Origin of the sequence: Ktedonobacter racemifer DSM 44963 (assembly GCF_000178855.1) — a bacterium.
Taxonomy (GTDB): domain Bacteria; phylum Chloroflexota; class Ktedonobacteria; order Ktedonobacterales; family Ktedonobacteraceae; genus Ktedonobacter; species Ktedonobacter racemifer.
On the sequence record NZ_ADVG01000004.1, the window covers coordinates 1,872,194 to 1,897,210 of the forward strand.

Here is a 25,017-nt window from a genome sequence, read left to right on the forward strand (position 1 = left end):
AGAAATTTCCTGGAAGTGTTGGAGTTCCTGGAAATTTCTGCACGTGTTGTCTCCCATGTGTCTTTCCTCGAAAGGAGTTCTGAGAGTATGACTCTTCTTCCTGTCGCAGACGGTGCTCGTCTGCTTGGCATTCATCCCAAGACCCTCCACCACTGGCTCAAAGAGGCCAATATGCTCCTGGTTACTCACCCGACGGATGCACGTATCAAATGTGTGACGGAGGAACACCTGCAACAAGTAGCCAGCTTGCATGGGCGCCCACTCCAGGCATCTCGGCCATTGGATGCAGCCTCTCCACCTCTCATTTCGTCTCAGGTGAGCGTTCCCCATGTGTCTGAAAACGAGGCGGAGTCTGCTTCCACAGCCTGTTCGTTCCTCACCACCCAAGGCTCTGAAGCAGACCTGCTCCAGAGACTGTCTGGTCTGGAAACGAAGATCGCTACGCTTCAGGAGCAGTTTGCCCAGCTCACGCTGGCACTCCTCCAAGAGCGGGAGAGATCGGTTGAGCGTCGCCTCACGACCCTGGAGTCCCTCATGCAACCACTGGTGGGAACGCAGCTCTCCGCACTGCCGACACCTGGGGTTGAGCAAGAACCTCCTGGTCCACGGCGTGCGCCGAGACCTCTGCATCCCGTTGAACAACTCGCTCGGTCTCGCATGCCTCCCCTGATCGAATACAGCGCGCCGGGCACCTACGTGATCATCAGTTCGCAAGAAGGCGAGGTCCATCTGGAACCCAATTCGCGCGCGTGGTTTGACTGGTTGGCTACCCTTTCCTCTTTCCGTTTCGTTGGACCTATGGGGCGCTTTACGGGGCATCGAGGATACAAGGATGGTCAACAGACGCGCTATTGGTCGGCTTCTCGTTGTGTCCGCCGTCATACCTACAAGCAGTATCTTGGCATGACGGAGAGCTTGAGCATTGCCAACCTGGAGCGCACAGCTGCCAGGCTCCAATCTGACATCGAAGCGCGCTAGATTGTCGCGCTCTTTGCTGTCAATGATCTCTTCTGGTTCCCAACAAGTGCGACTGTAGTGTTCACGCTGATTTCCTGGGTTTCACCCAAAAATCCGCATGAGTTTGGCCCAATTTACTATCATGCTCAAGCGAGAAGGCGGGGTCCGATCGCTCACCTGCTCAGGGACCTCTGCCAATTCCTTCCGCAACGCTTTGGGATTGACAGAGACGCCTTTTAAGAGGATGGCAGAGACGCTGGGAATCTCAGCGAGCAAGAGGGGAGGAGCCAGGCGCATACGCCCATCCTTCACCAAGATGGCGGAAGAACGTTTTCGTTGAGACAGAACTTTTCCTCCACGCACCCGACGTCGCTTCTCACCAGTCAGAGTTCTTCTCGTCGCCGAGGAAGTAGACCGCGCTCAATCGCTACCGCGACTGCTGCGGCTCGCGAGTCTACATCCAATTTGGTGTAGATGCTGTTCAGATAGGACTCGACCGTGCGGCGGGTAATCCCCAGGCGCGCACCGATCTCCTTGCTCCGTTCTCCCGTTGCGATTCCGGCCAGCACCTCCTGCTCACGCTCGGTCAGTTGAACATTGCTGTTGCCGGGTGGGGGTGATGCTGGGGCTGCCCGACGCGCCGCGTAGTCCAGGACTCGTTGCAGCAGCTCTGGCTGCAGCAGCATCTCGCCACGAGCGGCGCGCTCAATTGCTTGCAGGACCGTCTCAAGGCCGCTGTCTTTGAGCAAGTAGCCACGCACGCCTGCTTGCAGGCTGCGCAGCATCAGTTCGTCTTCATCATAGGTGGTCAGTACGATGATGGCGATGTGCGGGAATGTCGCCCGAATCTGCTCAATCGCCTCCAACCCATCCATTGCGGGCATACGCAGATCCATCAACACGACATCGGGCACCAGCTCGCTGACCAGGTGGATCGCGGCGACGCCGTCAGCGGCCTCCCCGACCAGCTCGATCCATTCCTCCATGTCGAGCCTCAAGCGCAGGCCCGTGCGGACCACCGGGTGATCGTCGGCGATGACGACACGAATCTTCTCAGACATCCGTGTGCCCCTCTCCACTCAAAGACGGTGAGACCTCCTGCTTGAGAGGGTGGGCTGGATCGTGAGATGTGGCGAGAGGAACACGGAAGCGGAGGGTAGTTCCTGCTCCCTTCGCACTGCTGAGCAACAAGCTTCCCCCGACCAGCTGCGCGCGCTCTTGCAAGCCCAGCAAGCCATAATGCCCGGAGTGGAGCTCCGAGCTTTCAGGATCAAAGCCCTGGCCATCGTCCTGCACCGTGACCTCCAGCCACTTTTCCACGACCCTCGCTTCGACGTTCACGTGCCGGGCCTTGGCATGACGTGTGGCATTGCTTAACGCTTCTCCAATGACGCGCAGGACATGCTCGCAGTGCTGAGGTGGAGTATGCACCAGGTCATCCAGTTCGGTATGGCACGCGATCCCGGTCATCTGGAAAAAATGCGCGATCTCTTCCTGAACGGACGCGACGAACTGCTCAATGCGAGGGGTCTTCGCGCGCATATCACGAATGGCGTGACGCGCATCCACCAGGGCTGTATACGCGCTGGAGAGTGTCTGGCTGAGAACCTGTTGCGCCTGGAGGTAGTTCTGCCGATCCATCTGAGCAGAGGTGACTTCCAATTGCATGACCATCCCGGTCATGTCCTGCAGCAGCGTATCATGCAGTTCCCGCGCCATGCGCTGGCGTTCGGCGAGCCGGGTCAGCGTTTCAATCTGCCTGGCCGAAGCAGCAAGCTCGCGATGAGCTGCCTGTAACTCTCGATGCGCCTGTTCGAGCTGCGCCTGTGCGTGCGCTTGCTGGAGATACACGAGGACGTAGCCGAGCACAAAAAAGACCATCGTGGTGACATCGGATTGGTTCCAGATAGTGAACCAAAAAGTCGCCAGGCTTGTCCCCAAGGAAATGATAGAGAAGATTTTCATGCCCAGCGGGGCCACAAAGAGAAGGAGGGAGCCTGCGGCAATCAGGAGCATCGGACCAACACGTTTGAACATCGTCAGGGCACACAGCACCAGTGCCAGGTAGAAATCCAGCGTGGGAGTGAATGGCACTCCCACCATCTGCAAGGTGAACACCAGCAGGCCCTGCCCCAGAAAATACAACCAGAAGAACCTGGGCGGTACCCGGTCAGAAAGTCCCATCCAGAGCAAGAAGCTATACAGCGCGACCAACAGGAGAAAAAGGAGCGTGAGCGAAAGGGGCAGAGGAGGCCTCGCAGCAACCTGCTTCCCCGGTGTGAGAGAAGCTGTACCCATGAAATTACCAAGAAACAGGTTCTCGGCAAGCCATGCGGCAACCGCCATGCCTACCCAGAGCAAGAGAAACCAGCGCAGCGACGACCTGATAGGGGATGGCTTGTTCATCCGACGGGCCTCCTTCCTTGAGAAGCGACGCTTGTGAGCTTTCCCACCAGTATACCATCGCTTCCATCCCCTGCCCACGCCTAAATTACGGCAGTAAATTACTACCGTAATTTGTATCCCTTTTGCAGACATTTCTACAAGGTAAGTTCCACGATGACAGGCGGCAGAACAGGCTGCTAGAGTAGCCAGTGGAACACTCTCGCTTCTTGGAAGACGAGCAGGTATCTGTCCCGTATCGTTGTCCGGTGTGATGATCTTCCTTGCTTCTCGACGAGAAATACCCGGCGACACAGGTGAAAGGAGAACAGAAAGAGCTATGGCTGAGACATCCACGACCCATCCGCAGGCTGGGCCTGAGCATCCGACCGCACCACAGAAACCGACACTGCAGCGCTTTCCCATGCTCTGGGAGCGGCTTGCGTTAGGAGGTATTCTCCTCCTCTCGATCGGTATGGACTTCTACCGGCTGGGCCAGAACGGCTTCGGTTCGTATTATCCGCCCGCTGTGCTGAGTATGATGGACAACTGGCATAATTTCTTTTTTGCCGCCTACGATCCCGGAGGCTTCACTTCGCTTGATAAGCCCCCAGTGGGTTTCTGGTTCCAGGTCCTGAGCGCCAGGATCTTCGGCTTGAATACGGTCAGCGTCCTGCTGCCCCAGGCGCTGGCCGGAGTGCTGTCCGTGCTCCTGCTCTATTATCTGGTGCGGCGTCACTTCGGCGTCGTGGCCGGCCTGCTTGTCGCGCTTGCTCTGGCCATCAGCCCGGTCAGCGTGGTGACCAATCGCAATGCGACCATCGATAGCACGCTGACCCTGTGCCTGCTCCTGGGGGCGTGGGCAGTGATGCGGGCAGCGGAGACCGGGCGTTTGCGCTGGTTGCTCTTCTCAGCCCTCTTCGTCAGCATCGGCTTCAATATCAAGATGCTGGAGGCGTACCTGGTGGTGCCCGCCTTCGGCTTGCTCTACCTGCTGGCTGCTCCCACCAGCCTCAAGAAGCGCGTGCTCCATCTTGCCCTCGCCCTGCTCGTGCTGCTGGTTGTCTCCTTCTCATGGGTGCTGGTAGTGGACCTCATCCCGGCGTCGCAGCGGCAGGTTCGAGACGTGAATGTAGCCCCGATCCTGGCCGGTTTGCGCGTCCGGGCGCTCGGCGGGCGTGGCATCGACCGCGAGCCACACCACCTCCTCGGTGGGCAACTCGGCGAGGACACCGCACACGCACAACGCCTGCAACTGGTCAAGATCGATCTTCCCGTCGGCCAGGGCCGCATAGACACTGGGCCACTTTCGCTCGAAAAAGGGCAACTGCGACAGTTCGGGCAAGCTTCGCGCCTGTGGGCTGCTCAGCAAGCCGTCGCACAAGCTAAACAGGGCGTCAGCTCGCTGTTCCAGGCAGTCATAGGCGTGCTGACGAAACGTCTTCCATGTGTTAAGGTTCCTCTGGAATTGGCTCCTGGTGTGTTTGTTGTACCTGGAAGCCTACTCCAGCAGGCAATTTTCTGCAACAGAGAATTGCCTGTGTTTACTTTTGTCTAAACATCAATAAGTTAAAGAGCGAGGAAAAGTATGAATGTAGTAACACGAGGTATGAGAAACGCGTTCCGCAACGCCACGCGGACGTTGTCTATAGTCATAATTTTGGGTTTAAGCATCGGCCTGAGTCTGGTTATGCTCATCGCTCACCAGGCGGTACAAAGCAAGATTGCGACGACTAAGAGCTCGATTGGTAACACGGTGAGCATAATGCCGATCGAGGGCGGCACTACACTCAGTGCGGGCGGCGCTTTGTTGAAGACCAGTGATCTTAACAGAGTGAAATCGATAGCACATGTGACGAATGTGAACGAGCTGTTAAGTGATCGCGTGCAACCGCAAGGTACAAACGACCTGGGCGTGCCGGGTGCGCCGCCGAGGGCCGATGGCACGACAAGCCTCAAATCGCCGTACACTGTACACTGCAATGACGGCACGTGCAACGGTGTTGGCAGGACGATATTATGTCTACCTAGCAGCGGCTGCAGTAATGGGCACCCACCCCGCGGCTTCAGCCTGTACATACCTATAGTGGGTACTACCGACCCGACCAATCCGTCCAACATATTTGCCTCATCGATTACTATAACCAGCGGCAATGCTATCGACGGCTCCAAAGACACCAACGACGCCATGGTTAGTAAAGCTATAGCACAAAAGAATAACCTAAGGGTAAGCTCGACATTTACCGCTTACAACAAAACGTTGACTGTGAGCGCAATTTTCAACAGCGATACGCAGGATGGCAACCAGACCATCATTGTCAGCTTGCCGACGGAGCAACACCTGACCGGCAAGACTGACGCAATCACCAGCGCGACCGCCACGGTTGATTCGCTGGAGAACCTGAGTTCTACTGTCACGGCCATTAGCAATGCCCTCTATTCGTTAGCGGATGTCACCAGTGATGTCGGCCAGGCCAACGCTGCGCTGCAACCGCTGGATAGCGTCAAGAATATCTCGCTCTACAGCCTCATCGGCGCGGTCATTGCTGGCGCGGTCATTCTCCTGCTCACCATGATCATGATCGTCCGCGAGCGCAAACGGGAGATCGGCGTGTTCAAAGCCATAGGGTTCAGCACTATCCGTATCATGTTTCAGTTCATGGCCGAAGCGCTCACACTGACGCTTTTAGGTATGGGCATAGGCGTGCTGGTCGGTGTGCTGGGCGGCAATCCGGTGACGACCACGCTGGTCAACAACAGCATGAACTCGATCAATAGTGGCGGGTCGACGGGGAAAGGCGGCGCTCCGGGCTTTAGCACCATCCAAAACATCCACGCCCAAATCGGCTGGAGCGTCATCCTCTACGGCCTTGCCGCCGCGGTGATCATCGCCCTGGTCGGGAGCGCCCTGGCCTCGTTCTTCATCAGCAACATAAGACCAGCCGAAGTATTAAGGAGCGAATAGCCATGTTACACGTTACAGACGTCAAACGAATGTTTCATGCCGGAGGCATCAAAGTACTCGCCGTCAACGGCGTCAGCTTCCAGGTCGACCAGGGCCAGTTCGCCAGCATCGTCGGCCAGAGCGGCAGCGGCAAAACCACGCTCATGAGTCTGCTCGGTGGTCTTGATAAGCCGACTGAAGGAAGTATTGAGATGGACGGCAAAGACATCGCCAAGATGCACGACCACTCCCTCATCGGTTACCGTAGCAAACAGATCGGTTTCGTCTTCCAGAGTTACAACCTGGTACCGAACCTGACGGCCATGGAGAACGTGATGTTGCCCATGGAGGCCGCCAAAGTACCGGTCCGCAAACGGAAAGAGCGAGCCGTAGAACTACTGAGAGCGGTAGGGTTTACAGACGACCAAATGAAACGGAAGCCAGGAAAACTGAGTGGCGGCCAGCAGCAGCGGGTAGCGATAGCGCGGGCACTTGCCAATAAACCGAGCCTGATTCTAGCCGACGAGCCGACCGGCAACCTGGACAGCCAGACCGGTCAAATGATATTCGACCTGCTCAAAGGTCTGGCCCATAGCCAGCGGACGACCGTCATCGTTGTCACGCACGACCTGTCCATGGCCAGACAAGCCGATATGATGTTTCAACTCAAGGACGGAAAGTTCATCGAGGAAGAGGGATAGTCTGTAATTCCCAACATTGAGCGAGAAAACAGTGCGCGGGTATGCCAGTAATATGCTCTCCAAATTGCAGTTGGCAGACCGCGCCCAGGTGTAAATCACGGGATGATGATAGCGGAATCTGTATCATTATGCTGGTCGCATAATAAGCGACATAAAAGGGAAGATGCGTATCTTTTCGCTCTCTATCGTCAAGATCTGCTTCGTAGGCTGCTTCATGCCTGCTGTCTGCGAACCCGCGTAATGATACAGATTCCGCTATCATCATTCCGTGATTTACGCTCGCCGTAGGTGAAGCCATCGAGGCGCACGGCAAATTGAAAAGTGATGGTTCTCTGACGGCGTCGAATGTCGTTATCATACCATCGGACGTTCCGTCGGACGTTAGCACGAAGTAAAAGATGAGGCTGACACTTTGACACAGAGTGTCAATCTTGAGAATCAGTGGGCGGAAATCTGGCAATGAAGTGGGCGGTACAACGAGCATGAGGCTACAAAAGAAGAGGACAGTGGAGTGGCTCTGCGCTTCTTACAGCTTTGCTGGCTCTTCCCTCCTGATTGCTGGCCCTCCCACATCCTTGTCAAAGATGTTCACGATCTGTCTCATTTCATTGTCACATGTACAGAAAGGAACGAGAGATGAGCGCACAACCGCAACCCAACAGCATAAATTCAGACATTGAACGGAAACCTGCCCGCCGCCCAGCCGGAGCCTATGACCCGGCAAAGGCGCTTGCCGCGGTGGAAGCAGTGCTCGCCGTTGTCGCGTTCGCCGTGCTGTGCGCCGTGGTGCTGTCCATCGCGCCTCAGCTGGCTGAGCCCGATGACGATGCCTACCAGACATCGATCGTGGCGATGACCGAGGGGCATTTCCTGAGCCTGTCAGCCGCGCAGGTAACTGCCCTGACCGAACAGCTATTCAGCCGGCCCGGACTCGGAGGTGCCAACGGCGGAGTCCCGACCCCGAGCCAATGGGTCGAACTGTCCAACGGGCGGTATATCAGCGAGAAGGACCCCGGCTATCCGTTCCTCGCGGCACCGTTCCAGGCGCTCGGCATCATCCGGTGGGCGCAGCTATTCTACGGAGCCCTGGCCTGCCTTGGGCTGTTCGTCGGCGCCCGGCGCTGGCTCGGGCGCTGGGGCGGCCTGGCGGCGGTGGGCCTGTACTGCTCATCCGGAGCGGCGCTGCTGTTTGCCTGGCGCGATTACATGCCGACGTTCACCGACGCCTCGCTCATCGCGGCGGGTTCCGGAACCCTGCTGTGGGCGGTGCTGGCAACCGAGGCCAGTTCCCGGCGACGCACCTGGGCCGGCCTCGCCGGGTTCGTGGCTCTTGAGATCGCGACCTTCGTCCGCTATACCGACATCGTAATCCTCGGCTGCGCCGTCGTGGCCGTGATCGTGACGTGGCGGCTGCGGGCAGCTTCGCTGCCCCTCCGCACGCTGTGCTGGTGGCTTACCTCGGTAGCGATCTTCGGCGCTGGCGTGGCCGTCTTCGATGACCTGGTCTACGGCGGCCCGCTCACAACTGGGTACCGGCCCGGTGAGATCCAGTTCGGCCTCGGCGCTATCGTGCCGAATCTGCAGTTAATGCCCGCGCACCTGATGCAGGCCATGCCGATGCTGGTGCTCGGGCTGGCAGCGCTTGCGTGGATCATCGTGCGGAGGCTGGTGCTGCGGCGGGCCGACGGCCAGGCCGGCGCCGCAGCCCGCCGCGATCTGTGGGTCGGCCTGGCCCTGGCCGCGTCGTGGTTGGCGGTCTGGGGCCTCTACTCCGCGTACTCCTGGACGAATGATCCTTCCGAAGACACCTTGCAGGCGGCCAGGTTCTACGTTCCGGCGATCGGCGCGATCGCCCTGCTCGGCGCCTGGCTGGTGACCAGGATTCCTGGCCGTGCATGGCTGGCCGGCGTGATGTTAGCCGCCGTTGTCACGGCGATGTTCGTCCTGGGCGTGTGGTCCTTCCATACCATGATGGTCGCGGACGGTCTCTCCGAGCGCGCCTGCGTCGCTCAAAACCTCTGCGACGCGCCAGTTTGGCAGGGGAGTCCCCTGCCAAACTCACCTGTTCATGTTCATTCTTCCTTGTCGTTGGGTACAATCCCACAAAGGTGGAAATTCGGCAATGAAACCCATCTGGCTCGCTCTTGTAGTGAAAGCTCATCAGTAGACGACTTGAAGCATCTTTCTCTGTTTCAGTTGCGATTCCTTGAGATCCTTTCATAGCTCTGCAAGAAGAGAGTCACCAAAAGTGGGCCAGTTCCTTCTGGGGGTAACGCTCATATGTCATTTGCTCCAATAAATAGCGCTGAATTTGAGGAATTAAATGGCCCATGATGTAAAAGTGGGCAAAGGAAACGAACATTTTCCTTTCCTCTTTTCGCACACAAAAATCACTGGTATTTTTATCCGAAAGTGGGTAAAATAATCCCACCAAATGAGGTTTTCATTCCCATCATCTACGTAGCGAGGAAAAAGCATGCCAGGACAGACGTTTGCCTATCTGCGCGTTTCCAAACTCGATCAGGATCTGGAAAAGAACAAGCTGGACATTTTGAAGCTGGCCAATGAGGCCCATCTGGGGCACGTCCAATTCGTCGAAGAGAAGATCTCTGGAAAAGTCTCCTGGAGGAAGCGGCGGATCGCGACCATTCTGGAGGAGGCCGAGGAGGGTGATGCCATTATTGTGAGCGAATTATCTCGTTTGGGCCGAAGCATGTTAGAGTGCATGGAAATCCTGTCGCTCGCCCTGCAAAAAGGCATCCGTGTCTACGCCGTCAAAGGCAACTGGCAGCTCAATAATAGTATCCAGAGTAAGATTGTGGCGGTGGCGTTCGCTATGGCTGCGGAGATCGAGCGCGACCTGATCTCGCAGCGGACCACCGAAGCGCTCGCCGCTCGCAAGCAGCAGGGTATGCCACTGGGTCGCCCCAAGGGGGTTGGGAAGAGCAAACTAGATGCGTATCACGTGGAAATCACGGCACTGCTGAGCAACGGTGCAACCAAGACCTGGATTGCCAAGAAGTACGGAACAACCCGCCGGAACTTGAGCCACTGGATGAAACAGCGCGGGATTGAGTAGGTCGAGCTTCGACAGGTCGAATCGCTTCGCCGAGTCTTTCGCCAGAGAAAATAGAGAATGACCCTCATAGCTCAAAGAGCTACTTCTCATTCTTTTGCTCTTTTTCCTTATGTCCTATTTTACGCGCATCTCGGCGCTGGGTCATGAACGGCTCGGCAAACGGGGCAAGCCGTTCATAAAAGGCCAGCAGGGTGGGTTCGCCCGAAACCGCATAGCCGATGAGAACGGCAACAAAATCGATCACGTCGTAGTGGCCAAAGCGTGCGCGGGCGAAACGCACCCCTTCTGCGATTGCCTTCAGAATTCCCTCGTGAGAGAGGCGATGAGCAAAGACGACCACTTCTCCCATCCAGGAAGGGGTTGAGGGCCTCGATTCCGGAGTAATCTGGATGTTGACCTGTAAATGGGGCATCCTTCCGTCACTCCTCAATGAACCGTGCGCGCTTCTGCCATCAAGCTTGTCACGATCTCTTCCCGGTAGTTGACGATCAAAGAGATATGACCTTCTCCTGGATAGTAGGTCGCTTTGCAGTGGGGAAGCCGTCTTGCCACCGCTCGCCCCATGACAATGGGCACATCTTGATCCAGTTCACCATGCCAGAGGTACATCGTGGGGAAAGCGATGTCTTCGAGCTTGAACCCCCATGGGCGTCCCTCTCCTAACAGGGTATCGTAGGTCAGTCCTCTGGCTCCCTGGCGAAACACTTCCACCATGGAAGCTGCCCACAGGTCGCGGACTTCAGGAGCGAGGAGACTCTTGCGGTCCGGCTCAGGCCAACTCCGCGTGAAACGCGTCAGAGACGATCTTGCCTGTTCCTCGTTCTGAAAAAAACGGCTCATGACCCATATGATGGGGATCAGCAGCCAGGGCAGCCGTTGGTAGAAGCGCGCGCGAACCGGACCCACGCCAGACACGATCCCGCAGGCAGTCAGGCGGTCAGGGATGCTGTACGCGCACGCTAAGGCATAGGGACCGCCTCCAGAGAGGCCCACCATGGCAAAGCGGTCAATCTGCAAGTGGTCAGCTACCTCGACCACATCAGCGGGCCAGTCCAACAGGCGACGGCCCTCCTGGAACTGAGATCGCCCCATCCCCGGACGATCTATGCCAATGAGACGAATCCCCGACTGCTGTGCTGTCCGCGCCAGAATTTCCGCTTCCAGGCGAGAACCACCAAAGTAGAGTAAGGTTTTGCCGGTCGGCATGCCGTAGGTTGTATAGCCGAGAGTTCGCCCGTCACGAAGACGGAGTGTGCTCTCATGGGTCTCAACTGGGTCAGTGCTTGACATAGCACGAGACCTCCTTCCTTTTTGAAGCAACTTGAATAGTTGGCTCTCCGTACTACTTGGTACAAGCAAACTGTACCGGAGGGAGAGGATGGAAACAAGTACGCAATTTTATCTGACAGAAGAGCGAAAGAACTTCTTTTGAAAGGAGCAATGTTCATGCCAAGGCAGAAGAAGACCACCGTCTGCCCGCTCGGCGGGGACGGTCTGGGAGGCAAATGGAAGTTTGGGATTCTGCATCAGTTATTGAGTGGACCCAAACGTTTTGGCGAACTCCAGCGGCTCTTGCCCGAGGTGAGCCGACAGATGCTCACGATCCAATTGCGGGAGTTAGAGCAGACGGGATTGCTTGGCCGACAGGCCTATGTCCAGGTGCCCCCGAAAGTGGAATACTCGCTTACGGAACTGGGATGGAGTTTAGAGTCGCTCTTGTGTCAGATGAGAACATGGGAAAAGTGGTACAGCGAGCAGATTGGCCCGCAATACGATTGGCTCGTGAGCCTGGGGGGGAGATGGAAGTTTTGGATCTGGTATCATCTGTTCAGTGGCCCCAAACGCTTCGGCGAGCTACAGCGGCTTCTGCCCCAGGCGAACCGGCAGACGCTCACCGTCCAGTTGCGGGAACTGGAACAGATGGGAGTGCTTCACCGGCAGACATCCGCGCAGACGTCTCCAAAGATCGAATACACGTTGACGGAACTGGGGCACCAGTCAGAGCCGATGCTTCGCCAGATGTATGTCTTGGGAAGATGGTGCTGCGAGCAGATCGGCGTGGAATATGATTGGCCGGTGGGTGATGAGGCGCAAGACCTGGACGTGACTGGAAAAGAACGGGAGCGGTTTCCAACTCAAGCAGGACAGAGCCAGTCAGTCTCTCATCGGACTTTTAGATGAGCCTTCTCTGCGTTGCTCCTTTGCCCTCGTATTCGAGATGTGTCGCGTGAAGAGTAACCAGAAACCATGGCTTGCCCATTTTCTGAGTTTGTAGGATTCTTCTTTACGAACGAGTTTTTCTGCTCTCCTGCCAGTTTTTTTACTTACTGTTCAGCTATTGAACCTCGTTGCGCATCCCGTGGGAGGGTCAGAGCCAGTTCTCGAGGGAGAACATCTCGTTGCGCATCCCGTGGGAATATGCCAATAGTTGCGCAATGCAGAGGTAAATGAGAGAAAAAGGAGGCCAACTTGCCTGAAGAAATTTTCTGTATCATTACTATCCTCTTCACTTTCCACATAAACACATACGTAATACAATAGATAAATTGTACCTTAGGAATGAGTGTACAGACGTGCTTATTTCAAGTCAATCAATTCATTATTTGGCATTACTTATTACTCAGGTAGTCTTGAACATTGTTTTCGTGTCTTCAACATTATTTTCGCTGTACACCTCGGATGAGTTTGGGATTGGGATGGGCAACCCCAGGATGATGCGTTCCTTGGGGCCGCGTAAAGGATCGATGCGCGCGCGGATAGCGGCATCCGCCAGGACGCGAGCGGTTTCCTGGAAGGAGGCCGCCCCCAACCAGCTCGGCGTTTGCAGTGCTGCACGCGAGAGGCCGAGGATCTGGGGGCGCAGGGGGCAGGAGGCTCCGTGGGCGAGGTTCCAGGCCTGCACCTGGTAGGTGTCTACCAGGCTTCCAAGTGCCCATGGGGGTGTCGTCGAGGTAAGGACCCGGCCATAGCGGAGTAACTGCCGCACGATCACCTCCAGATGTTTATCGTGGATAGAGACGCCTGCCACGCTATAGACACGCTGTACTTCACGGATGAGGTAGCGCGCGGTCGCCTCTTTCCCCTGAAAGCGGAGCAGATCCTTGAGATTCAGCGGCCCATCAGCCAGAGGCGTCCCCTTCTCGACCCATTGGCTGGCCCGCACCAACAGGGGCATACCGAACGGGATACGGTAGCGGTGCCCCTGCCCAGCGGCGGGAAGCGTTTGCCCTGCTGGTAAGAGGGTGAGGGTGTGTTGTGTATCTCCTGGAGCGGAGTGAAGGTGAACCGTTCCGGTTTCTTGCGCAAGTGGCGCACAGGAATGGGGGAGGCGGGCTTCTAACAGTTCGTTGACGCGGGGCAGGCCCATCGTAATGTCGCCCTGCGCATGCGCGATCCCGCCGCTATGGAAGGTGCGCATGGTCAATTGAGTTCCCGGCTCCCCGATGGACTGCCCCGCAATCACCCCCACCAGCGTTCCCCGCGCGACCATCTGGCGTTTGGCAAGGTCCCACCCGTAGCACTGCTGACAGAGCCCATACGGCGTGTGACAGGTCAGGGGCGAGCGGACGTCGACGGCCTCGACGCCTGTCTGTATGAGCGCGGCGATCTCCTCCTCTCCCAGGACGGCGCCGGCCTGCAGGCGGCACTGGCTCTCTCCCTGACACTTTTTCAATGGAAGATAACGAGTAAATAAGAGCAAAAGGGGTGAGACGCACGCGTCACCGAGTACCTGGCAGCTTGAGAGAGGACTTTTGTGTCTGGGAGGAGGTCGGCGAACAGAAGAGATCGTCCTACAAGCAGAAATGTGAGCTGAAAGAGGACAATCTCCATGAGGAATCCATTATGGACTGTGTGGCAGGACCAGGTCAAGGAATTTTTTACGCACTTGCATGGGCATCAAAGCAAAACGCTTGCGCTGTTTGTGGTCGGAGTGATCAAAGCCCGGAGTCTGGTGATCCCGGTCGTGGCCGAAGAGCTGTTAGCCGAGAGTGAAGCGAAGGCGAGTAGCATCGAGCGTCGTCTGGAGCGCTTTTTAAGCAATGAGCGTATTGAGACCGAGAAGACCTGGGACGCGCTGCTTGCCCAAGTGCTGCCCTTTTTTCGGCGAGGCCCGTTGCGCCTGGTCATCGATCTCACCTCCTATGAAGAGCATGCGCAAGTGATTTACATCGGTCTGCTGCACCAATCTCGCGTTTTACCGCTGGTATGGAAAGTCATGCCAGGCTGGCAAAGGTGGGATCAAGGCTTGTGGGAGTGCATTGAAGAGCTGTTCAAGCGACTGGCTCCTCACATCGGCGAGGCGGAGTGCACTGTGCTTGGCGATAGCGCATTTGGCTGCTCTCCGATGGTCGCTCTTTGTCAGAAATACGGCTGACATTACCTCTTCAGAATTTGTGCCCATCATACCTGCCAGCCCTACGCGCCTGCTGGTCATCTCTTGCCTTCTCGTCGGGTCTGCGATGTGGTCGCCACGCAAGGCTCGCGGTTTTATGGACGCGTTCGGTTATGGCAGGAGGAACAGCTTGAGACCAACCTGAGTGCCTATTGGGACCCGCATGAGGAAGAAGCTCTGCTGGTCATTTCTGACCGTCCCGCAGGTGGAGCCCGCTTGCGAGAGTATCGCTTGCGGTGGCGAGTGGAATCCACCTTCCAGGATTTGAAGAGTCGTGGGTGGCAGTGGGAAAGCTGTCATGTGCGCCGGTTGGATCGCATCGATCGGATGCTGCTCGTGCTCTTTCTCGCCGTCTGGTGGCTGGTTCATGGGGCTGCCTCCTGTATGCATCATGGCAAACGCGATCGCTATGATCGCCATGACCGCCGCGACAAGAGCATTTTCCGCATTGGCAGGCTGTATCTGTTAGATCTTGCGGGCAACTCCTCTCGTCTCTGCGAACGTAAGAAATGTTTATTATTTCGAGGTTCGTCGGTCAAATGGCGTTTTTCTCTTCGCTTTTGATGCGCCGAGCCTATTGCTCTCTGTACAGGGATGCGGTGATCTTCTGCAAGGTCTCCTGCTTGTCTGCCTTGCTGATGTGGTGGGCGGTCTGCTGCGAGCGAAAATCGACAGCGCGCCAGCGAGGATAGATATGCAGATGAAAGTGGAAGACCTCTTGACCAGCAGCTAACTCATTAGCTTGCGTCAGGTAAATCCCTTCGCACTCCAGTCCCAGTTTGACAGCACGAGCGATCTCTCTTGCTGCTCTCATGATGTGGGCACCAGTTACGTCATCCAAGGAATAAATAGTGGGAATATGTTGCTTGGGCACGACCAGCGGGTGATTTTCTTTGGAAAGAAAGACGATAATGTGCTCATCTTCTGTCACCACATAGGCTGGGGCTTGATGGTGAATAATCTGGCAAAAAATGCAGTTCTCACTCATGCGGTAGGGCTCCTCTCCTTCATTTCGCTGTTCATTATATCAGAGTCTAGATACGCCTCTCCCTTCACTTCTTCCCTCTTTGAAGATGTTCTACATGAGCTAAAAAGTGTCAGGGAGAGAGGGTCCCACCCCTGGTGGCGCATATTCCGGTGGCCCTCAGCCAGGATTGGCAGGCGGTGAACGTGGCGGCGCGCAAGCAATTGGGGTACTATGGGCACTTTCCCTCCTATGTCAGCATGTTTGCCGAGGCGGGTTTCCCCGTTTCGCCCGAGGGTGAGCTGAGTGACGCGCTGCTTGAGAACCTGGTTGTCACAGGGGATGACGCCGCGATTTCGGAGCACTTCAAGAAGCTATTGGCATCCGGCCTGGATGAATTGCTGGTGATGCCCATCGTTGTAGCGAATGCCAAAGATGAACGAGAGCGCTTGGCTCGCTTGATTGGTCAAATTTAATACTTGGATAAATGAAGCGAGCGTTCTCTCCTCCAAGCGAAGAGGAACCGCCCGCTTCATTGTACAGATTCAGACTCACTTCATTCTGGGATCTACACTGGGAAAGCCTTACCTCATCTTGGTGCCGGGGCGGAACTCTGGGGGGAGGGGAGCATTGAGTAGCTCCTCACGCGATACAATACGCATACAGCTACACTCCCTGCCCCTGATGCTGGTCCACCAGCTCCAACAGCGCTTTTACCTGAACCACCATCGACTGAACCAGCTGCTCGATCAAGATCCTCGCTTTTTCTGGGTCCGCGTCTTCGGGCGCCCCCCAGATCCCCTGGCGGGTAATCCCATACGAGCCGATCGCCTGCAGCACCGGTTGCGTCTTGGCGGGAGCAATTTGGGGCTCGAAGTGCGCATCCCCAGAGATCGCCTCGGGGACCAGCTCGGGCCAGTACGCCCGCATGATGCCGGTCTCAATGGCCCCACCATGGACATCCTTAGCGGTAGTCATGCGGCTTCGCTCCCAGGCCGCGCCGACCTGCGCACTTCCAGGGATCACCGCACAGGGGATCTGCTCGACCGCCGTAATCTCGGTCGCCAGGGCTCCAAGTAAGTCGTTCCCCCCGTGCCAGTTCACGAGGAGCAACAGGAAGGGTGTCTCCCACCGCATCAGGCTTTTGGCGATGTCGTGGATCGTAGCCGCAAGCGTGGTGACTGTAAGCGCGACCGTTCCCAGGCCAGCGTGCTCCCAGGAGCATGAAAATGGCAGAGCAGGGAGCAACAGCGCCATTTCCTCGCCCAAGCCTACAGAAAGCTTTTGTGCCAGAAGCTCCGCTATCCTGGCATCAGTATCAACGGGTAAATAAGGACCGTGCTGTTCGATGCTACCAATAGGGAGAATCGCCACGCGTCGCCGGTCGCTTTTGAGCGCAGGCGCTGGCTGATGGGTGGTCGCCATAGTTTTCCTCCGGTTTATTAAAAGTCATGCCGTTTTATAATTATACACACCCTCGCTCGCCACAACAGCGGCAACCAGAGGTAAGGCTAGGATCACTACAAAAATCTATCACAAGGTTGCCTTGTGATAGATTTTTGTAGTGATCCTAGCCTTACCTCAAAATGGCACGAAAAAATGTTATCACCCCAAGAAGAGAGCCAGGAGTACATGAAAAGAGAGGTGGGTTTTTATTTCCAGCCTCTCTTTTCATGTACTCCAACAAAGAGGACACGCACAACTCGTGTTTCTGCTCACTGTCGGCCTGCACCTGGTAACAACGTATGGTGCTACCGCTACCCTTCCATATCTCTGGGCAAGTCTCCCACGAGGAAACAGAGGATTACGCTGGCTGGGGCGTAGGAACGGTTGCGACATCGAGTCCGTAGTTACTTACTAACCAACCAGTCCCACCCATCGGCGCATCTGGCCCCTGTCCCGCTTGTTCCACATGCAGTAGGAGAACAGTCATTAGATGCCTGTTTACATCTTTGACTTCGCTCGCAGCCTGCCCAAGCTGGCTCTTATAGAGCTGGAAGGTGACTGAGACGGTCACCAGTTGCTGTTGTTGGTCATGCTTATAAATAAGTATCGAGGCATCCTCGTTAATGGTCTGTTGCACCAGGTGTTGCTGTTGCACCTGGTCGTACAGCAAGCTGTTGGCCGCGCGGACATCGTTGGTTTGAAAGCGGATCTTCGCCGCGAGCGTCAGCAGGAAGACGCTTGCTATAAAGGTCCCGCCATGGTGGGCCCTGGTTCCAGCTTCCCGAAAATCCAAGGTCATTTCTCGGTCAACAAAGGCAATGGCGGTCCGTAGGGCGAGCAACGCATCAGCGTTACTGCGATCCCAGTTTTGGGGGAGTTGGAGATCTCCGCTCGTAACGTAGATTGGCGTGGGGGTTAACCCCGGTGATGCCGGGCGAGTCGGCTGCTGGGTCGGAGGCTGGTTTCCCTGCGTCCCCTGACGATGTACTGTCGTTGTTGAGTTGCCCGCTGGTGGCGGTGTAATCTGGACTGACGAAGCGAACACGATTGCAGTCATTGCGGATATGCACAAAATAACCGCTACCAGCGCGGCCAGGACCCAGGTGGTGAGTACTCGCCGGCGCCGCGGTTGTGGTGGCTGTTGAGGGAACGCGGGTGAAGCAACCGGCGGTGGGTTGGACGTGTGTGAGGCGGTCGCCGACACGGCCGCAACCGTACCATCACCTGGATTATTTCCTGGAAAGGGGGGTGATGAAGTAAACGGTAAGGGAGGCGGAAGTGGCCCTGAGTGGAGAACGCCAAACCCCGCCACCTCATCGTCACGTAGGAAGAAGGGCTTTTCGTCGAAGCTGTTGTTCATAAAGTAAACCTCGAAGGGAGAGCAGAGAGCTGTTTCCAGTCAATGCAGGGAATAGAGTCGACATTCTCTTTGCGACGCTCAGGGAGGAGAGTGTCAAGCAAGGCCTGACAGCCCTTCTGCTGAAAGGGTTTGCGCAGGTACCCGATACTCATTCCCACCTGGAGGCGAAGGAGCATCCCGGTGAGCGCCATCTGCAGTCCCTCCCGGCCCTGATGGCGTCCATAGAGTATAATATGCGTCTGCGGCATCACCTCGTGAAATGCCTTGAGGAGGGAGATCGGTTTCGGTTGCCATTCCCAGATCAAGAGGTGAGGAATGGCAATCTTTCCCCAGCGGCACATCTGGAGCAGGTGCACTCCTGTTTGGGACAACTGGAGCGATGCTACCCCTTCTCGCCTCAGCGCTACAGCGACTATTTTTCGCTGTAGCGCTGAGGCGAGAATGAACGCCGTGGGCGTCGGGTTAGACGAAATCTGCATAGTCCATCTCCTGACCGGAGGCCCGCATGGCTTGTACTTGATAGCGTAGTTTTAGAAGCGCTCGCATTTCAATTTGCCTGACGGCTTCGTGGCTCAGACCCAATTGTGTGCCTATTTGCGGATAGGTGCTTTCATCCTGTTTCTGGTCGGAGATAGCCCCGGAAAGGAGCGCTTCTAACCCCTCCTCGCGTTGCTGCTGGAGGCCATAGCGTAATACGAGGACCTGGCGTTCCCGCTGTGTGAGGCCCGCCCGGAGAAAAAGCTGATGGAGGAGCTGGCGTTGAGCCCCCTGCATACAGTACTGCTCGGGGGTAGGAGCCGGATCCTCGAACTCGAACGGGACCGCATCAAAGCTCACATGCGTCGCCTTACTGCGTTCATACGCTACCATCAGTTTGGCATGAGCCTGGTCCTGCATAGCCTGGCCATCTGGAGTTGTCGGCGCCTCCGGGAGGTGTCTGAGTTGCTCTTGAAGATACAAGGGGATACGGATTTTGTGTATTTGCCTGGCAAGCTCCCGACAAATATACTGCCGAATCCAGTGGGTGGCATAGGTGCTGAAGCGATAGCCTTTGGTTGGGTCGAACTTCTCGACGGCGTGTATGAGTCCGATATTGCCTTCCTGGATCAAGTCCATGATATCGACCCCGAAACCGCGGTATTGGTAGGCCACGCTCCGGACCAGTCGGAGGTTTGCCTCGACCAGGCGATTCTTTGCCTGTTGCACATCGGGATTGGCACCATCAGCAGAGACGGTACGAAACTGAAGCCGCGTCCCTCGCTGCTTTCCCGCTCCTTCTATACGTTGAGCGAGCCCAACCACTTCGTCTGGAGAAAGGAGGGAAAACCCAGCAATATCGCGCTTGTAGAGCCGGTAAACGTCGCCCATTTCCGGCTGCTCGGTGCGTAGAGCTGCTGTTGACATAGCATATTCTCCTGTGTGAGAAAAACAATTTTGTATATGCTGTTGTACTGTATTCGGCTTTCTCTCCTCTCCACCCTCTATGTATGCCTCAAGAGAGCAATATGAAGCTCTTGGCTGTACTTTTGTGCACTTTCAAGAGGGAGGATCATCCAGCATGGAAAGCCCTCTCATTGGTCATCTGACAGGCAAGAGCGGGAGGCGTAAGAGGAAAGGCGTCTACACAGGGAGGAGCGAGGAGCGCCAGGTACTTATGTGGGCGGGCGATATCAGTATAAGCAGACTTCCACCGGGGAAGTGGGTGTGAAAGGCGTATGGGAGTGCTGTCCCTGATTTTTGCTTATACGGCCGGAGTTGGTTTCTACAGAAGACCGGTATAAGCATGGCTGGCTGATGCTCCAGTTAGTATAAGCAAGAGGAATGATGTATCTTATAGCCGCAAAAAGTTAGCAAAAACAACCCCCAAGTCTAGCAGAGTCGTACTTAGAACACCTGCTATCAAGAGAACAGGGCCATCCACGGTCTGCCCTGACATCAACACACATAAGAAAGGCCGCGACGAACAGAGTTTACAGTGCCGCTTCTCTCTCTCTTGTTTTTACACGCAATGACCTTTATATATAGCCTTTAAAACACGACAAATCACACGCACTGGAGAGAGTGTACCTTGCGTATCTCCGGCCACACGTGGATAGGACCTAGAGCCGAGGTACGTGTAAAACTAGGACATAGGTAAGAAAGATAAAACGAGTATTATCTGCTTTTTCTCTCTCATTTCCGATGCATCGGTGAACGTTGGAACCTTAGCAGCAGTATCCAGGCTAGGTTCTGGAGAACCTTAGCAGATGAAAAAGCCAGCTTTTTGACTCTTTTTGTGCTGCTACCCTCTATTAGCAGCAGTATCCCTGTCCTCTGCGGTTTTTCAACGGAATGTACAGCATGAGAGGGACAGGCTCGTGTCAAAAATAGGTCAAATGACCCATGGAGGAGCCGACATCCATCGACTACACTGGTTACACCATCACGATCAGTGTTTCAACATCTTGATGAATAACGATAGAGGTTTGTGTATGTCCTTGAAACGTTCTTCGTCACCAAAATCTTTGCAGCCACCATTTCAGGGAAGCTTGCGCCGCGTTTTTTTGCGCAAAAAAACCTTTGTCATTCTTCTGATCTTGTTCCTTGCCCTCTATAGTATTCTATCCATTGTTCTTGCCACCCTTTTGACCCAGCCCTCAGCATCCGCCCTTATCAGTACACCTGCTGATTTTGGCTTACGCTATCAACGTGTCAGCATTTTCAGTCGTGAGGATCACCTACAGTTACAGGGCTGGTTCATTCCCGGTGTCCTCGCTGATGGTCATCTCACCACACAGCATGCTATCATTGTCGTTCATGGCCTGCATGCGAATCGTTCCTACTCCCCCTCAATGGATGCAAGCATAGCACTAGCGCAGCATGGTTTTGCTGTGCTAGCCTTCGATCTCCGTGGGAATGGTGAATCGGCTCCTGCGCGGCTTTCTCTGGGATACTATGAGCAACGCGATGTCCTTGGGGCTGTTGATTTCTTGCGTTCGGGAACATTGCCCTATGCGAACCTGGGGCGTCCACGCAGCATCGAAGGCTGGGGTGATTCTCTCGGGGGAGCGACGCTCTTGCTTGCCGCCGCTCAAGAACCGGCCATCCAGGCAGTCGTCACCGACAGTGCCTTTGCTGAGGCTTCGTCTCTTATTCGCGAGAAGTCGGGCGTCCCTGGCATTTTGCTGCCAGAGTGTTTGCTGGCAGCAAAACTGCTCTATGGCATCGATTATGATCAGGTAGGGCCAGTCGACGTTGTGGCGAAGATCGCGCCGCGCCCCTTGCTGCTCATTCACGGTACCGCCGATGACCTGGTTCCTTTTGAAAACATGCTCCAATTGGCCGCTGCCGCACGCAAAGGCCATGATGCTCACGTACAGACGTGGACACTACCCGGCATGGCACATGTCAGCGGCATCGTACAAGATAGAAGCGAATACGTCCAGCGTATCGTCACTTTCTTTCAGAAGGCACTCAATTGAGCAGGACCAAACCGACTGACCCAAGACCGAGATACGTGCAAAAACAGAGCAGAGATGTGAGATGTTATAGTTGATCAAAGCATAACCATCTATTGCAATGATTATCCTTCTCACTTTAACCTACGCCTGTTTACCAAACAGCGGACTAGGCGGGAGGATGCACTACGAGCATCCTATGCACCTCTCTCTACTGAGAGATGCTCACTCGTGAGATGATTCCAGGAACATCTCTGGGGGATCCCAGAAGCTCAACTGGACGGGAGGCCCGGCATCCTGGATCCTCTGCTGATTCTGCTGTTTCCACGCTTCATGCCGCGTCATGAGGAGCGCCTTGACCTCCGAGGTCGAGCGACATGCCGCCAGTTTCCGATCCCCCCAGCGTCCCGCGAGCGTCTGTGCGGCTTTGCGGTCGGCCTGGTCTGCGTAACCACAGACCAGGCACTTGAAGGTTTTCTGGTTCGGCCGATTAGCGCGATCGACATAATGGCAGCGGGGGCATTCCTGAGAGGAATAGGCGGCTCGGACCGTGTGGGCTGCCATGCCCTGTTTGGCGGCGGCCCAGGCCAGCTGCTCTGGGATATGCCCCAGGTGAGAAGCATACAGATAACTGTTCATCACCCTTGCTTTGAAGCGCATCGAGGCCACATTGAGGTCCTCATAAATGAGTCTGGCATCTCGATGATCTTTGACCAACGCATTGACCGCCCGGTTGATCTCTTGCTTGACGTGACGGCTCAAGCGTTGCGACGTTTCAGAACTTGTCGAAGGAAGCTTGCCCTTTGGGACGCCTTTCTTTTCCAGACAGGCTCGCAGTTTCGCCTTGCGGCGACGCTTTTCCCGATCGTGCTTGTGCTGTCGGGCCATCTTGCCATGAAAACTGCCATACGCTTTATTGGTGGAGGTCGTGAGGAAATGGGCAATGCCCACATCGACGCCTACTGTAGGGGCGTCAGGCTTGGTTTGAAGAGGAACGTCCTCGTCAAAGGAGAGCGTCAGCCACCAGACTCCATTGCGCTTGTGAAGTGTTGTGGACGCATTGAGCGTGCGGCCTTCGAGTGCTCGTTTGTGATAGGAGGCGAGTTTGACTGGGACTCGAAGCGGATTCCCGACATCTAAGGTGGACACGCGCAGCCAGTAGTCGAACGTGGAGTCCTCCGACTTCTCGAGCACCACCACGTTGACATTGGCTTGGATGACTGGCACACGCAGCACAGGGAGATCCCATTCGGTCCAGGTCGGTTCGCGGCGTTTGAAGGCGGACATCCGGCCTTCCGCCTGAGCCTTGGCCTGAGCGTAATCAGCCACATCTTCCAGGTATGCCTGATAGGCGTTCGCTCGATTCGTGCGAACGCTTTTGGCAATGCCTGCGGCTTGCTGTATTGCCACTCGATGCAAGCGGTCGGAAAGATCGGTTTTGAAGACGGTTTCTTGGTACTTGTCCGGGCTTGTCTCGGCCTCGCAAAACAGGGTGGTGTACTGTTGGCACAGCGGCAAGTAAACCGCCACAAGCTGATCGAGCGCCTCAAGTTTGCCAGGATTGGCCTCAATGAGACGGATATGGGTCACCGCTCGAGTGATGGTCTGCTTCGTCTTCTTTTTGCGCTTGCGCTTTTTTTTCTCATCAAGCGAGGCTTTTTGGGGCTTCTTGCTCACGGGCGGGTCCATTCTGCTGCAAAGCCGCTAGCACTTGTTCCGTCTTGCGTTTGGCTCGTCTGCGACCATAAAGACGAGCGCAAAACGAGGGAATGATGCTGATAAAATCGCCCATGAGATCATCTTCGGCAGTATCAGCGGTGTTGACGATGACCAGTTTCCGTCCTTGCATAGCCAACAAGGTCTGAATATAGGCCACGCCAAAGCGAGAAGCGCGATCTTTGTGTTCAACCACGATCTGCCCGATTTTGGGATCTGCCAGCAGCGCCAGAAACTTGGGCCGCTGATCGTTGATGCCACTGCCGCACTCTTTGACGACTTTGCTGACCGACCAGCCTTGGGCATTGCACCAGGTCACCAGCCGCTCGGCTTGCCTTTCCAGGTTGTCTTTGTTTTCGCTGCTTGAAACACGAGCATACACAGCGACGGCGTGGACCGGAACCGAGCGAAGCTCTGGCGGATCAATGATCACGGTGCCGGTGGGCAATTGATAGCCGGGAATCTGGCCGCGTTTCCACATACGCCAGGCGCTGTTATAACTGATCCCAATCTTCTTGGCATAACTCGATAACTTCATACATCCAAGTATACTCTATCTGCTTGAGATATGCAAGAGATGATGATACTTTGTGATGGTTGCTTATACAAAATGTATACCTTATGCCTATGTCCTGTTTTTGCACGTATCTCGGTCTTGGGTCTTTCTTCATTTTATCACTGGTGTAGCCTAACCAGCCCTTTTAGCATCTGCTAAAAGGGCTTTCTTTTGAGGTGAAACAATGAGCGTCTCTGTTCTGGATGAATACCTGCTGGCCAGCGCCAACCAACACAGGTTGTCGTCTCCGTGAGTGGTGGGAAAGACAGCATGGAGTTTGATTTCTATCTGATGCTTGCGTATATCTAACCATTAGCCAAAGAAAGCGTATATACACTGTAACGATATAAGCGATACCGCCAGTTCCCGTTGTGGGAGGAAGACATATGTTTCTGTTACTGATCTTGATTTTAGGCCTGGTCTTTTTTATAGTCTTGCTGAGGGTCATACTGGCGATTGTTGGCCTATTCTTTGGGCGCGTGCTGTATCCGGGGCGCCCTCGTCTCTATCGCCGTGAACTCTTCTTCTGGCGCCCATGGGGCTTCCGCAGGCGTTATATGGGCGGCTTTTATGGCCCTCGCCTTCATCATCATCATCACCACCACCATCATCATCGTGGCTGGTAGTGCTACTGTGAATTGGAGCGAAGAAGCCGGCTTTGAGATAAAAGGCAGAGCCTGGCTTTTAGCTTTTTTGGGGGATTTTTATTATTTATGGCATATATAACAAGCAAGTGAGTCTGATGAGCGGCGACATGCGTATCTCCTGAAGAGTATGTTTTTTATGCAACAGGAGGTATATCATGGAGGTCTCGTTCACCCAATTTATCATTTGGATTATCATTGCGGCCGTCATTGGTATTCTTGGTGAGTTCATTGCTGGTCGCAGAGCCCCGGCGGGCATTCTGGGCGCGATCATGATTGGTCTCTTCGCCATCTTCCTTATCGTAGGCTTCTTCCACTTCCACATCACAGGTGAACCCACTTTTGAGGGCGTGCCTATCGTTAGTACGATTATCGCGGCTGTAATGCTGGTCATCATCTGGAGCAGCGTGGCATATTATCGTCGTGCTTAAGCAAGCA

General features: G+C 55.5%; 28 protein-coding genes. 15 read left to right on the top strand and 13 right to left on the bottom strand.

Annotated features, from left to right (window positions below):
* Positions 1-87 precede the first annotated feature (87 nt).
* The gene (locus tag KRAC_RS49815) at positions 88-978 is read left to right on the top strand and encodes a hypothetical protein (RefSeq protein ID WP_007920374.1); all 891 of its coding nucleotides are present in this window, start codon (positions 88-90) and stop codon (positions 976-978) included.
* 81 nt (positions 979-1,059) lie between these two features.
* On the opposite strand, the gene KRAC_RS49820 is transcribed toward KRAC_RS49815, so the two are convergent.
* The 3 genes from KRAC_RS49820 to KRAC_RS49830 all read right to left on the bottom strand — a co-directional run bounded on the left by KRAC_RS49820 (position 1,060) and on the right by KRAC_RS49830 (position 3,363).
* Complete coding sequence (locus tag KRAC_RS49820) at positions 1,060-1,254, bottom strand: hypothetical protein (protein WP_007920375.1); 195 nt, start codon at positions 1,252-1,254, stop codon at positions 1,060-1,062.
* 86 nt (positions 1,255-1,340) lie between these two features.
* Entirely contained in the window at positions 1,341-2,018 is a 678-nt protein-coding gene (locus KRAC_RS49825) for a response regulator transcription factor (RefSeq protein ID WP_007920381.1), read from the bottom strand.
* Positions 2,011-3,363 (bottom strand): sensor histidine kinase, encoded by a 1,353-nt coding sequence (locus KRAC_RS49830; protein WP_007920384.1) that lies wholly within the window; start codon positions 3,361-3,363, stop codon positions 2,011-2,013. The genes KRAC_RS49825 and KRAC_RS49830 overlap by 8 nt, the downstream gene beginning before the upstream one ends.
* Before the next feature lie 316 nt (positions 3,364-3,679).
* Between KRAC_RS49830 and KRAC_RS80760 the strand changes: the two genes are divergently transcribed.
* The 6 genes from KRAC_RS80760 (at position 3,680) to KRAC_RS49855 (ending at position 10,063) form a co-directional block, all read left to right on the top strand.
* A complete protein-coding gene (locus KRAC_RS80760) occupies positions 3,680-4,897 on the top strand; it encodes a glycosyltransferase family 39 protein (RefSeq protein ID WP_007920386.1) in 1,218 nt (405 codons plus the stop codon).
* A 30-nt stretch (positions 4,898-4,927) separates the two neighbouring features.
* Positions 4,928-6,304 carry an ABC transporter permease gene (locus tag KRAC_RS49840; protein WP_007920395.1) on the top strand — a complete coding sequence of 459 codons (1,377 nt, stop codon included), beginning with the start codon at positions 4,928-4,930 and terminating at the stop codon, positions 6,302-6,304.
* A 29-nt stretch (positions 6,305-6,333) separates the two neighbouring features.
* Positions 6,334-6,984 carry an ABC transporter ATP-binding protein gene (locus KRAC_RS49845; protein ID WP_244422590.1) on the top strand — a complete coding sequence of 217 codons (651 nt, stop codon included), beginning with the start codon at positions 6,334-6,336 and terminating at the stop codon, positions 6,982-6,984.
* Positions 6,985-7,000: 16 nt separating this feature from the next.
* Positions 7,001-7,078, top strand: a complete 78-nt coding sequence (locus KRAC_RS80410) for a hypothetical protein (RefSeq protein WP_157508190.1) — start codon at positions 7,001-7,003, stop codon at positions 7,076-7,078.
* A 542-nt stretch (positions 7,079-7,620) separates the two neighbouring features.
* Entirely contained in the window at positions 7,621-9,207 is a 1,587-nt protein-coding gene (locus KRAC_RS49850; RefSeq protein WP_007920402.1) for a hypothetical protein, read from the top strand.
* 253 nt (positions 9,208-9,460) lie between these two features.
* Complete coding sequence (locus tag KRAC_RS49855) at positions 9,461-10,063, top strand: recombinase family protein (protein WP_007920405.1); 603 nt, start codon at positions 9,461-9,463, stop codon at positions 10,061-10,063.
* Between the two features lie 79 nt (positions 10,064-10,142).
* Here the strand turns inward: KRAC_RS49855 and KRAC_RS49860 are convergent, their stop codons facing one another.
* Positions 10,143-10,475, bottom strand: a complete 333-nt coding sequence (locus KRAC_RS49860) for a hypothetical protein (protein WP_007920407.1) — start codon at positions 10,473-10,475, stop codon at positions 10,143-10,145.
* A gap of 14 nt (positions 10,476-10,489) precedes the next feature.
* A complete protein-coding gene (locus KRAC_RS49865) occupies positions 10,490-11,353 on the bottom strand; it encodes an alpha/beta fold hydrolase (RefSeq protein WP_007920408.1) in 864 nt (287 codons plus the stop codon).
* 156 nt (positions 11,354-11,509) lie between these two features.
* Between KRAC_RS49865 and KRAC_RS68020 the strand changes: the two genes are divergently transcribed.
* A complete protein-coding gene (locus tag KRAC_RS68020) occupies positions 11,510-12,244 on the top strand; it encodes a winged helix-turn-helix transcriptional regulator (protein ID WP_007920410.1) in 735 nt (244 codons plus the stop codon).
* Positions 12,245-12,683: 439 nt separating this feature from the next.
* Here KRAC_RS68020 and KRAC_RS49880 read toward each other — a convergent pair whose 3' ends face one another.
* Positions 12,684-13,763 carry a DNA-directed RNA polymerase subunit beta' gene (locus KRAC_RS49880; protein WP_040447452.1) on the bottom strand — a complete coding sequence of 360 codons (1,080 nt, stop codon included), beginning with the start codon at positions 13,761-13,763 and terminating at the stop codon, positions 12,684-12,686.
* Between the two features lie 129 nt (positions 13,764-13,892).
* Here KRAC_RS49880 and KRAC_RS77455 point away from each other — a divergent pair, with 129 nt between their 5' ends.
* Positions 13,893-14,438 (top strand): hypothetical protein, encoded by a 546-nt coding sequence (locus KRAC_RS77455; RefSeq protein ID WP_040447454.1) that lies wholly within the window; start codon positions 13,893-13,895, stop codon positions 14,436-14,438.
* Positions 14,439-14,501: 63 nt separating this feature from the next.
* Positions 14,502-15,020, top strand: coding sequence for a transposase (locus tag KRAC_RS77460; RefSeq protein ID WP_040447456.1), 519 nt, complete (start codon positions 14,502-14,504; stop codon positions 15,018-15,020).
* A gap of 10 nt (positions 15,021-15,030) precedes the next feature.
* Here KRAC_RS77460 and KRAC_RS49895 read toward each other — a convergent pair whose 3' ends face one another.
* The gene (locus KRAC_RS49895; protein ID WP_007920412.1) at positions 15,031-15,444 is read right to left on the bottom strand and encodes an HIT family protein; all 414 of its coding nucleotides are present in this window, start codon (positions 15,442-15,444) and stop codon (positions 15,031-15,033) included.
* 134 nt (positions 15,445-15,578) lie between these two features.
* Here KRAC_RS49895 and KRAC_RS49900 point away from each other — a divergent pair, with 134 nt between their 5' ends.
* Complete coding sequence (locus KRAC_RS49900; protein WP_007920419.1) at positions 15,579-15,896, top strand: LLM class oxidoreductase; 318 nt, start codon at positions 15,579-15,581, stop codon at positions 15,894-15,896.
* Positions 15,897-16,086: 190 nt separating this feature from the next.
* Here the strand turns inward: KRAC_RS49900 and KRAC_RS49905 are convergent, their stop codons facing one another.
* From KRAC_RS49905 to KRAC_RS49920, 4 genes are all read right to left on the bottom strand, one after another.
* Positions 16,087-16,845, bottom strand: a complete 759-nt coding sequence (locus tag KRAC_RS49905) for a creatininase family protein (RefSeq protein ID WP_007920423.1) — start codon at positions 16,843-16,845, stop codon at positions 16,087-16,089.
* Between the two features lie 379 nt (positions 16,846-17,224).
* Positions 17,225-18,226 (bottom strand): hypothetical protein, encoded by a 1,002-nt coding sequence (locus tag KRAC_RS49910; protein ID WP_007920424.1) that lies wholly within the window; start codon positions 18,224-18,226, stop codon positions 17,225-17,227.
* On the bottom strand, positions 18,223-18,705 hold the full coding sequence (locus tag KRAC_RS49915) for a hypothetical protein (RefSeq protein WP_007920425.1): 483 nt from the start codon (positions 18,703-18,705) through the stop codon (positions 18,223-18,225). The genes KRAC_RS49910 and KRAC_RS49915 overlap by 4 nt, the downstream gene beginning before the upstream one ends.
* Entirely contained in the window at positions 18,689-19,630 is a 942-nt protein-coding gene (locus KRAC_RS49920) for a sigma-70 family RNA polymerase sigma factor (RefSeq protein WP_007920426.1), read from the bottom strand. The genes KRAC_RS49915 and KRAC_RS49920 overlap by 17 nt, the downstream gene beginning before the upstream one ends.
* Positions 19,631-19,784: 154 nt before the next feature.
* Between KRAC_RS49920 and KRAC_RS72990 the strand changes: the two genes are divergently transcribed.
* Both KRAC_RS72990 and KRAC_RS49925 read left to right on the top strand, forming a co-directional pair.
* Positions 19,785-19,934: a hypothetical protein gene (locus KRAC_RS72990; protein ID WP_007920428.1), complete on the top strand. Its 150-nt coding sequence runs from the start codon at positions 19,785-19,787 to the stop codon at positions 19,932-19,934.
* Between the two features lie 763 nt (positions 19,935-20,697).
* The gene (locus KRAC_RS49925) at positions 20,698-21,687 is read left to right on the top strand and encodes an alpha/beta hydrolase (RefSeq protein ID WP_007920430.1); all 990 of its coding nucleotides are present in this window, start codon (positions 20,698-20,700) and stop codon (positions 21,685-21,687) included.
* Positions 21,688-21,888: 201 nt separating this feature from the next.
* On the opposite strand, the gene KRAC_RS49930 is transcribed toward KRAC_RS49925, so the two are convergent.
* Together KRAC_RS49930 and KRAC_RS49935 are read right to left on the bottom strand one after the other, a co-directional pair.
* The gene (locus tag KRAC_RS49930; RefSeq protein ID WP_040441717.1) at positions 21,889-23,340 is read right to left on the bottom strand and encodes an RNA-guided endonuclease TnpB family protein; all 1,452 of its coding nucleotides are present in this window, start codon (positions 23,338-23,340) and stop codon (positions 21,889-21,891) included.
* Entirely contained in the window at positions 23,309-23,917 is a 609-nt protein-coding gene (locus KRAC_RS49935; RefSeq protein ID WP_007904019.1) for an IS607 family transposase, read from the bottom strand. Before KRAC_RS49935 ends, KRAC_RS49930 begins: the two co-directional genes overlap by 32 nt.
* A gap of 404 nt (positions 23,918-24,321) precedes the next feature.
* Between KRAC_RS49935 and KRAC_RS49940 the strand changes: the two genes are divergently transcribed.
* Together KRAC_RS49940 and KRAC_RS49945 are read left to right on the top strand one after the other, a co-directional pair.
* A complete protein-coding gene (locus KRAC_RS49940; RefSeq protein ID WP_007920431.1) occupies positions 24,322-24,561 on the top strand; it encodes a hypothetical protein in 240 nt (79 codons plus the stop codon).
* A gap of 176 nt (positions 24,562-24,737) precedes the next feature.
* Positions 24,738-25,010, top strand: a complete 273-nt coding sequence (locus KRAC_RS49945) for a hypothetical protein (RefSeq protein ID WP_007920432.1) — start codon at positions 24,738-24,740, stop codon at positions 25,008-25,010.
* Positions 25,011-25,017 lie beyond the last annotated feature (7 nt).

Bases quoted from the DNA above. Each gene is read 5' to 3' on its own strand.
- KRAC_RS49865 (WP_007920408.1), bottom strand. From the start codon at position 11,353: ATGTCAAGCACTGACCCAGTTGAGACCCATGAGAGCACACTCCGTCTT.
- KRAC_RS49845 (WP_244422590.1), top strand. From the start codon at position 6,334: ATGTTTCATGCCGGAGGCATCAAAGTACTCGCCGTCAACGGCGTCAGC.
- KRAC_RS49905 (WP_007920423.1), bottom strand. From the start codon at position 16,845: ATGGCGACCACCCATCAGCCAGCGCCTGCGCTCAAAAGCGACCGGCGA.
- KRAC_RS49840 (WP_007920395.1), top strand. From the start codon at position 4,928: ATGAATGTAGTAACACGAGGTATGAGAAACGCGTTCCGCAACGCCACG.
- KRAC_RS68020 (WP_007920410.1), top strand. From the start codon at position 11,510: ATGCCAAGGCAGAAGAAGACCACCGTCTGCCCGCTCGGCGGGGACGGT.
- KRAC_RS49915 (WP_007920425.1), bottom strand. From the start codon at position 18,705: ATGCAGATTTCGTCTAACCCGACGCCCACGGCGTTCATTCTCGCCTCA.
- KRAC_RS49910 (WP_007920424.1), bottom strand. From the start codon at position 18,226: ATGAACAACAGCTTCGACGAAAAGCCCTTCTTCCTACGTGACGATGAG.
- KRAC_RS49860 (WP_007920407.1), bottom strand. From the start codon at position 10,475: ATGCCCCATTTACAGGTCAACATCCAGATTACTCCGGAATCGAGGCCC.
- KRAC_RS49825 (WP_007920381.1), bottom strand. From the start codon at position 2,018: ATGTCTGAGAAGATTCGTGTCGTCATCGCCGACGATCACCCGGTGGTC.
- KRAC_RS49895 (WP_007920412.1), bottom strand. From the start codon at position 15,444: ATGAGTGAGAACTGCATTTTTTGCCAGATTATTCACCATCAAGCCCCA.
- KRAC_RS49830 (WP_007920384.1), bottom strand. From the start codon at position 3,363: ATGAACAAGCCATCCCCTATCAGGTCGTCGCTGCGCTGGTTTCTCTTG.
- KRAC_RS80760 (WP_007920386.1), top strand. From the start codon at position 3,680: ATGGCTGAGACATCCACGACCCATCCGCAGGCTGGGCCTGAGCATCCG.
- KRAC_RS49935 (WP_007904019.1), bottom strand. From the start codon at position 23,917: ATGAAGTTATCGAGTTATGCCAAGAAGATTGGGATCAGTTATAACAGC.
- KRAC_RS49855 (WP_007920405.1), top strand. From the start codon at position 9,461: ATGCCAGGACAGACGTTTGCCTATCTGCGCGTTTCCAAACTCGATCAG.
- KRAC_RS49820 (WP_007920375.1), bottom strand. From the start codon at position 1,254: ATGCGCCTGGCTCCTCCCCTCTTGCTCGCTGAGATTCCCAGCGTCTCT.
- KRAC_RS72990 (WP_007920428.1), top strand. From the start codon at position 19,785: ATGGAAAGCCCTCTCATTGGTCATCTGACAGGCAAGAGCGGGAGGCGT.
- KRAC_RS77455 (WP_040447454.1), top strand. From the start codon at position 13,893: ATGAGGAATCCATTATGGACTGTGTGGCAGGACCAGGTCAAGGAATTT.
- KRAC_RS49925 (WP_007920430.1), top strand. From the start codon at position 20,698: ATGTCCTTGAAACGTTCTTCGTCACCAAAATCTTTGCAGCCACCATTT.
- KRAC_RS49940 (WP_007920431.1), top strand. From the start codon at position 24,322: ATGTTTCTGTTACTGATCTTGATTTTAGGCCTGGTCTTTTTTATAGTC.
- KRAC_RS49815 (WP_007920374.1), top strand. From the start codon at position 88: ATGACTCTTCTTCCTGTCGCAGACGGTGCTCGTCTGCTTGGCATTCAT.
- KRAC_RS49945 (WP_007920432.1), top strand. From the start codon at position 24,738: ATGGAGGTCTCGTTCACCCAATTTATCATTTGGATTATCATTGCGGCC.
- KRAC_RS49850 (WP_007920402.1), top strand. From the start codon at position 7,621: ATGAGCGCACAACCGCAACCCAACAGCATAAATTCAGACATTGAACGG.
- KRAC_RS49920 (WP_007920426.1), bottom strand. From the start codon at position 19,630: ATGTCAACAGCAGCTCTACGCACCGAGCAGCCGGAAATGGGCGACGTT.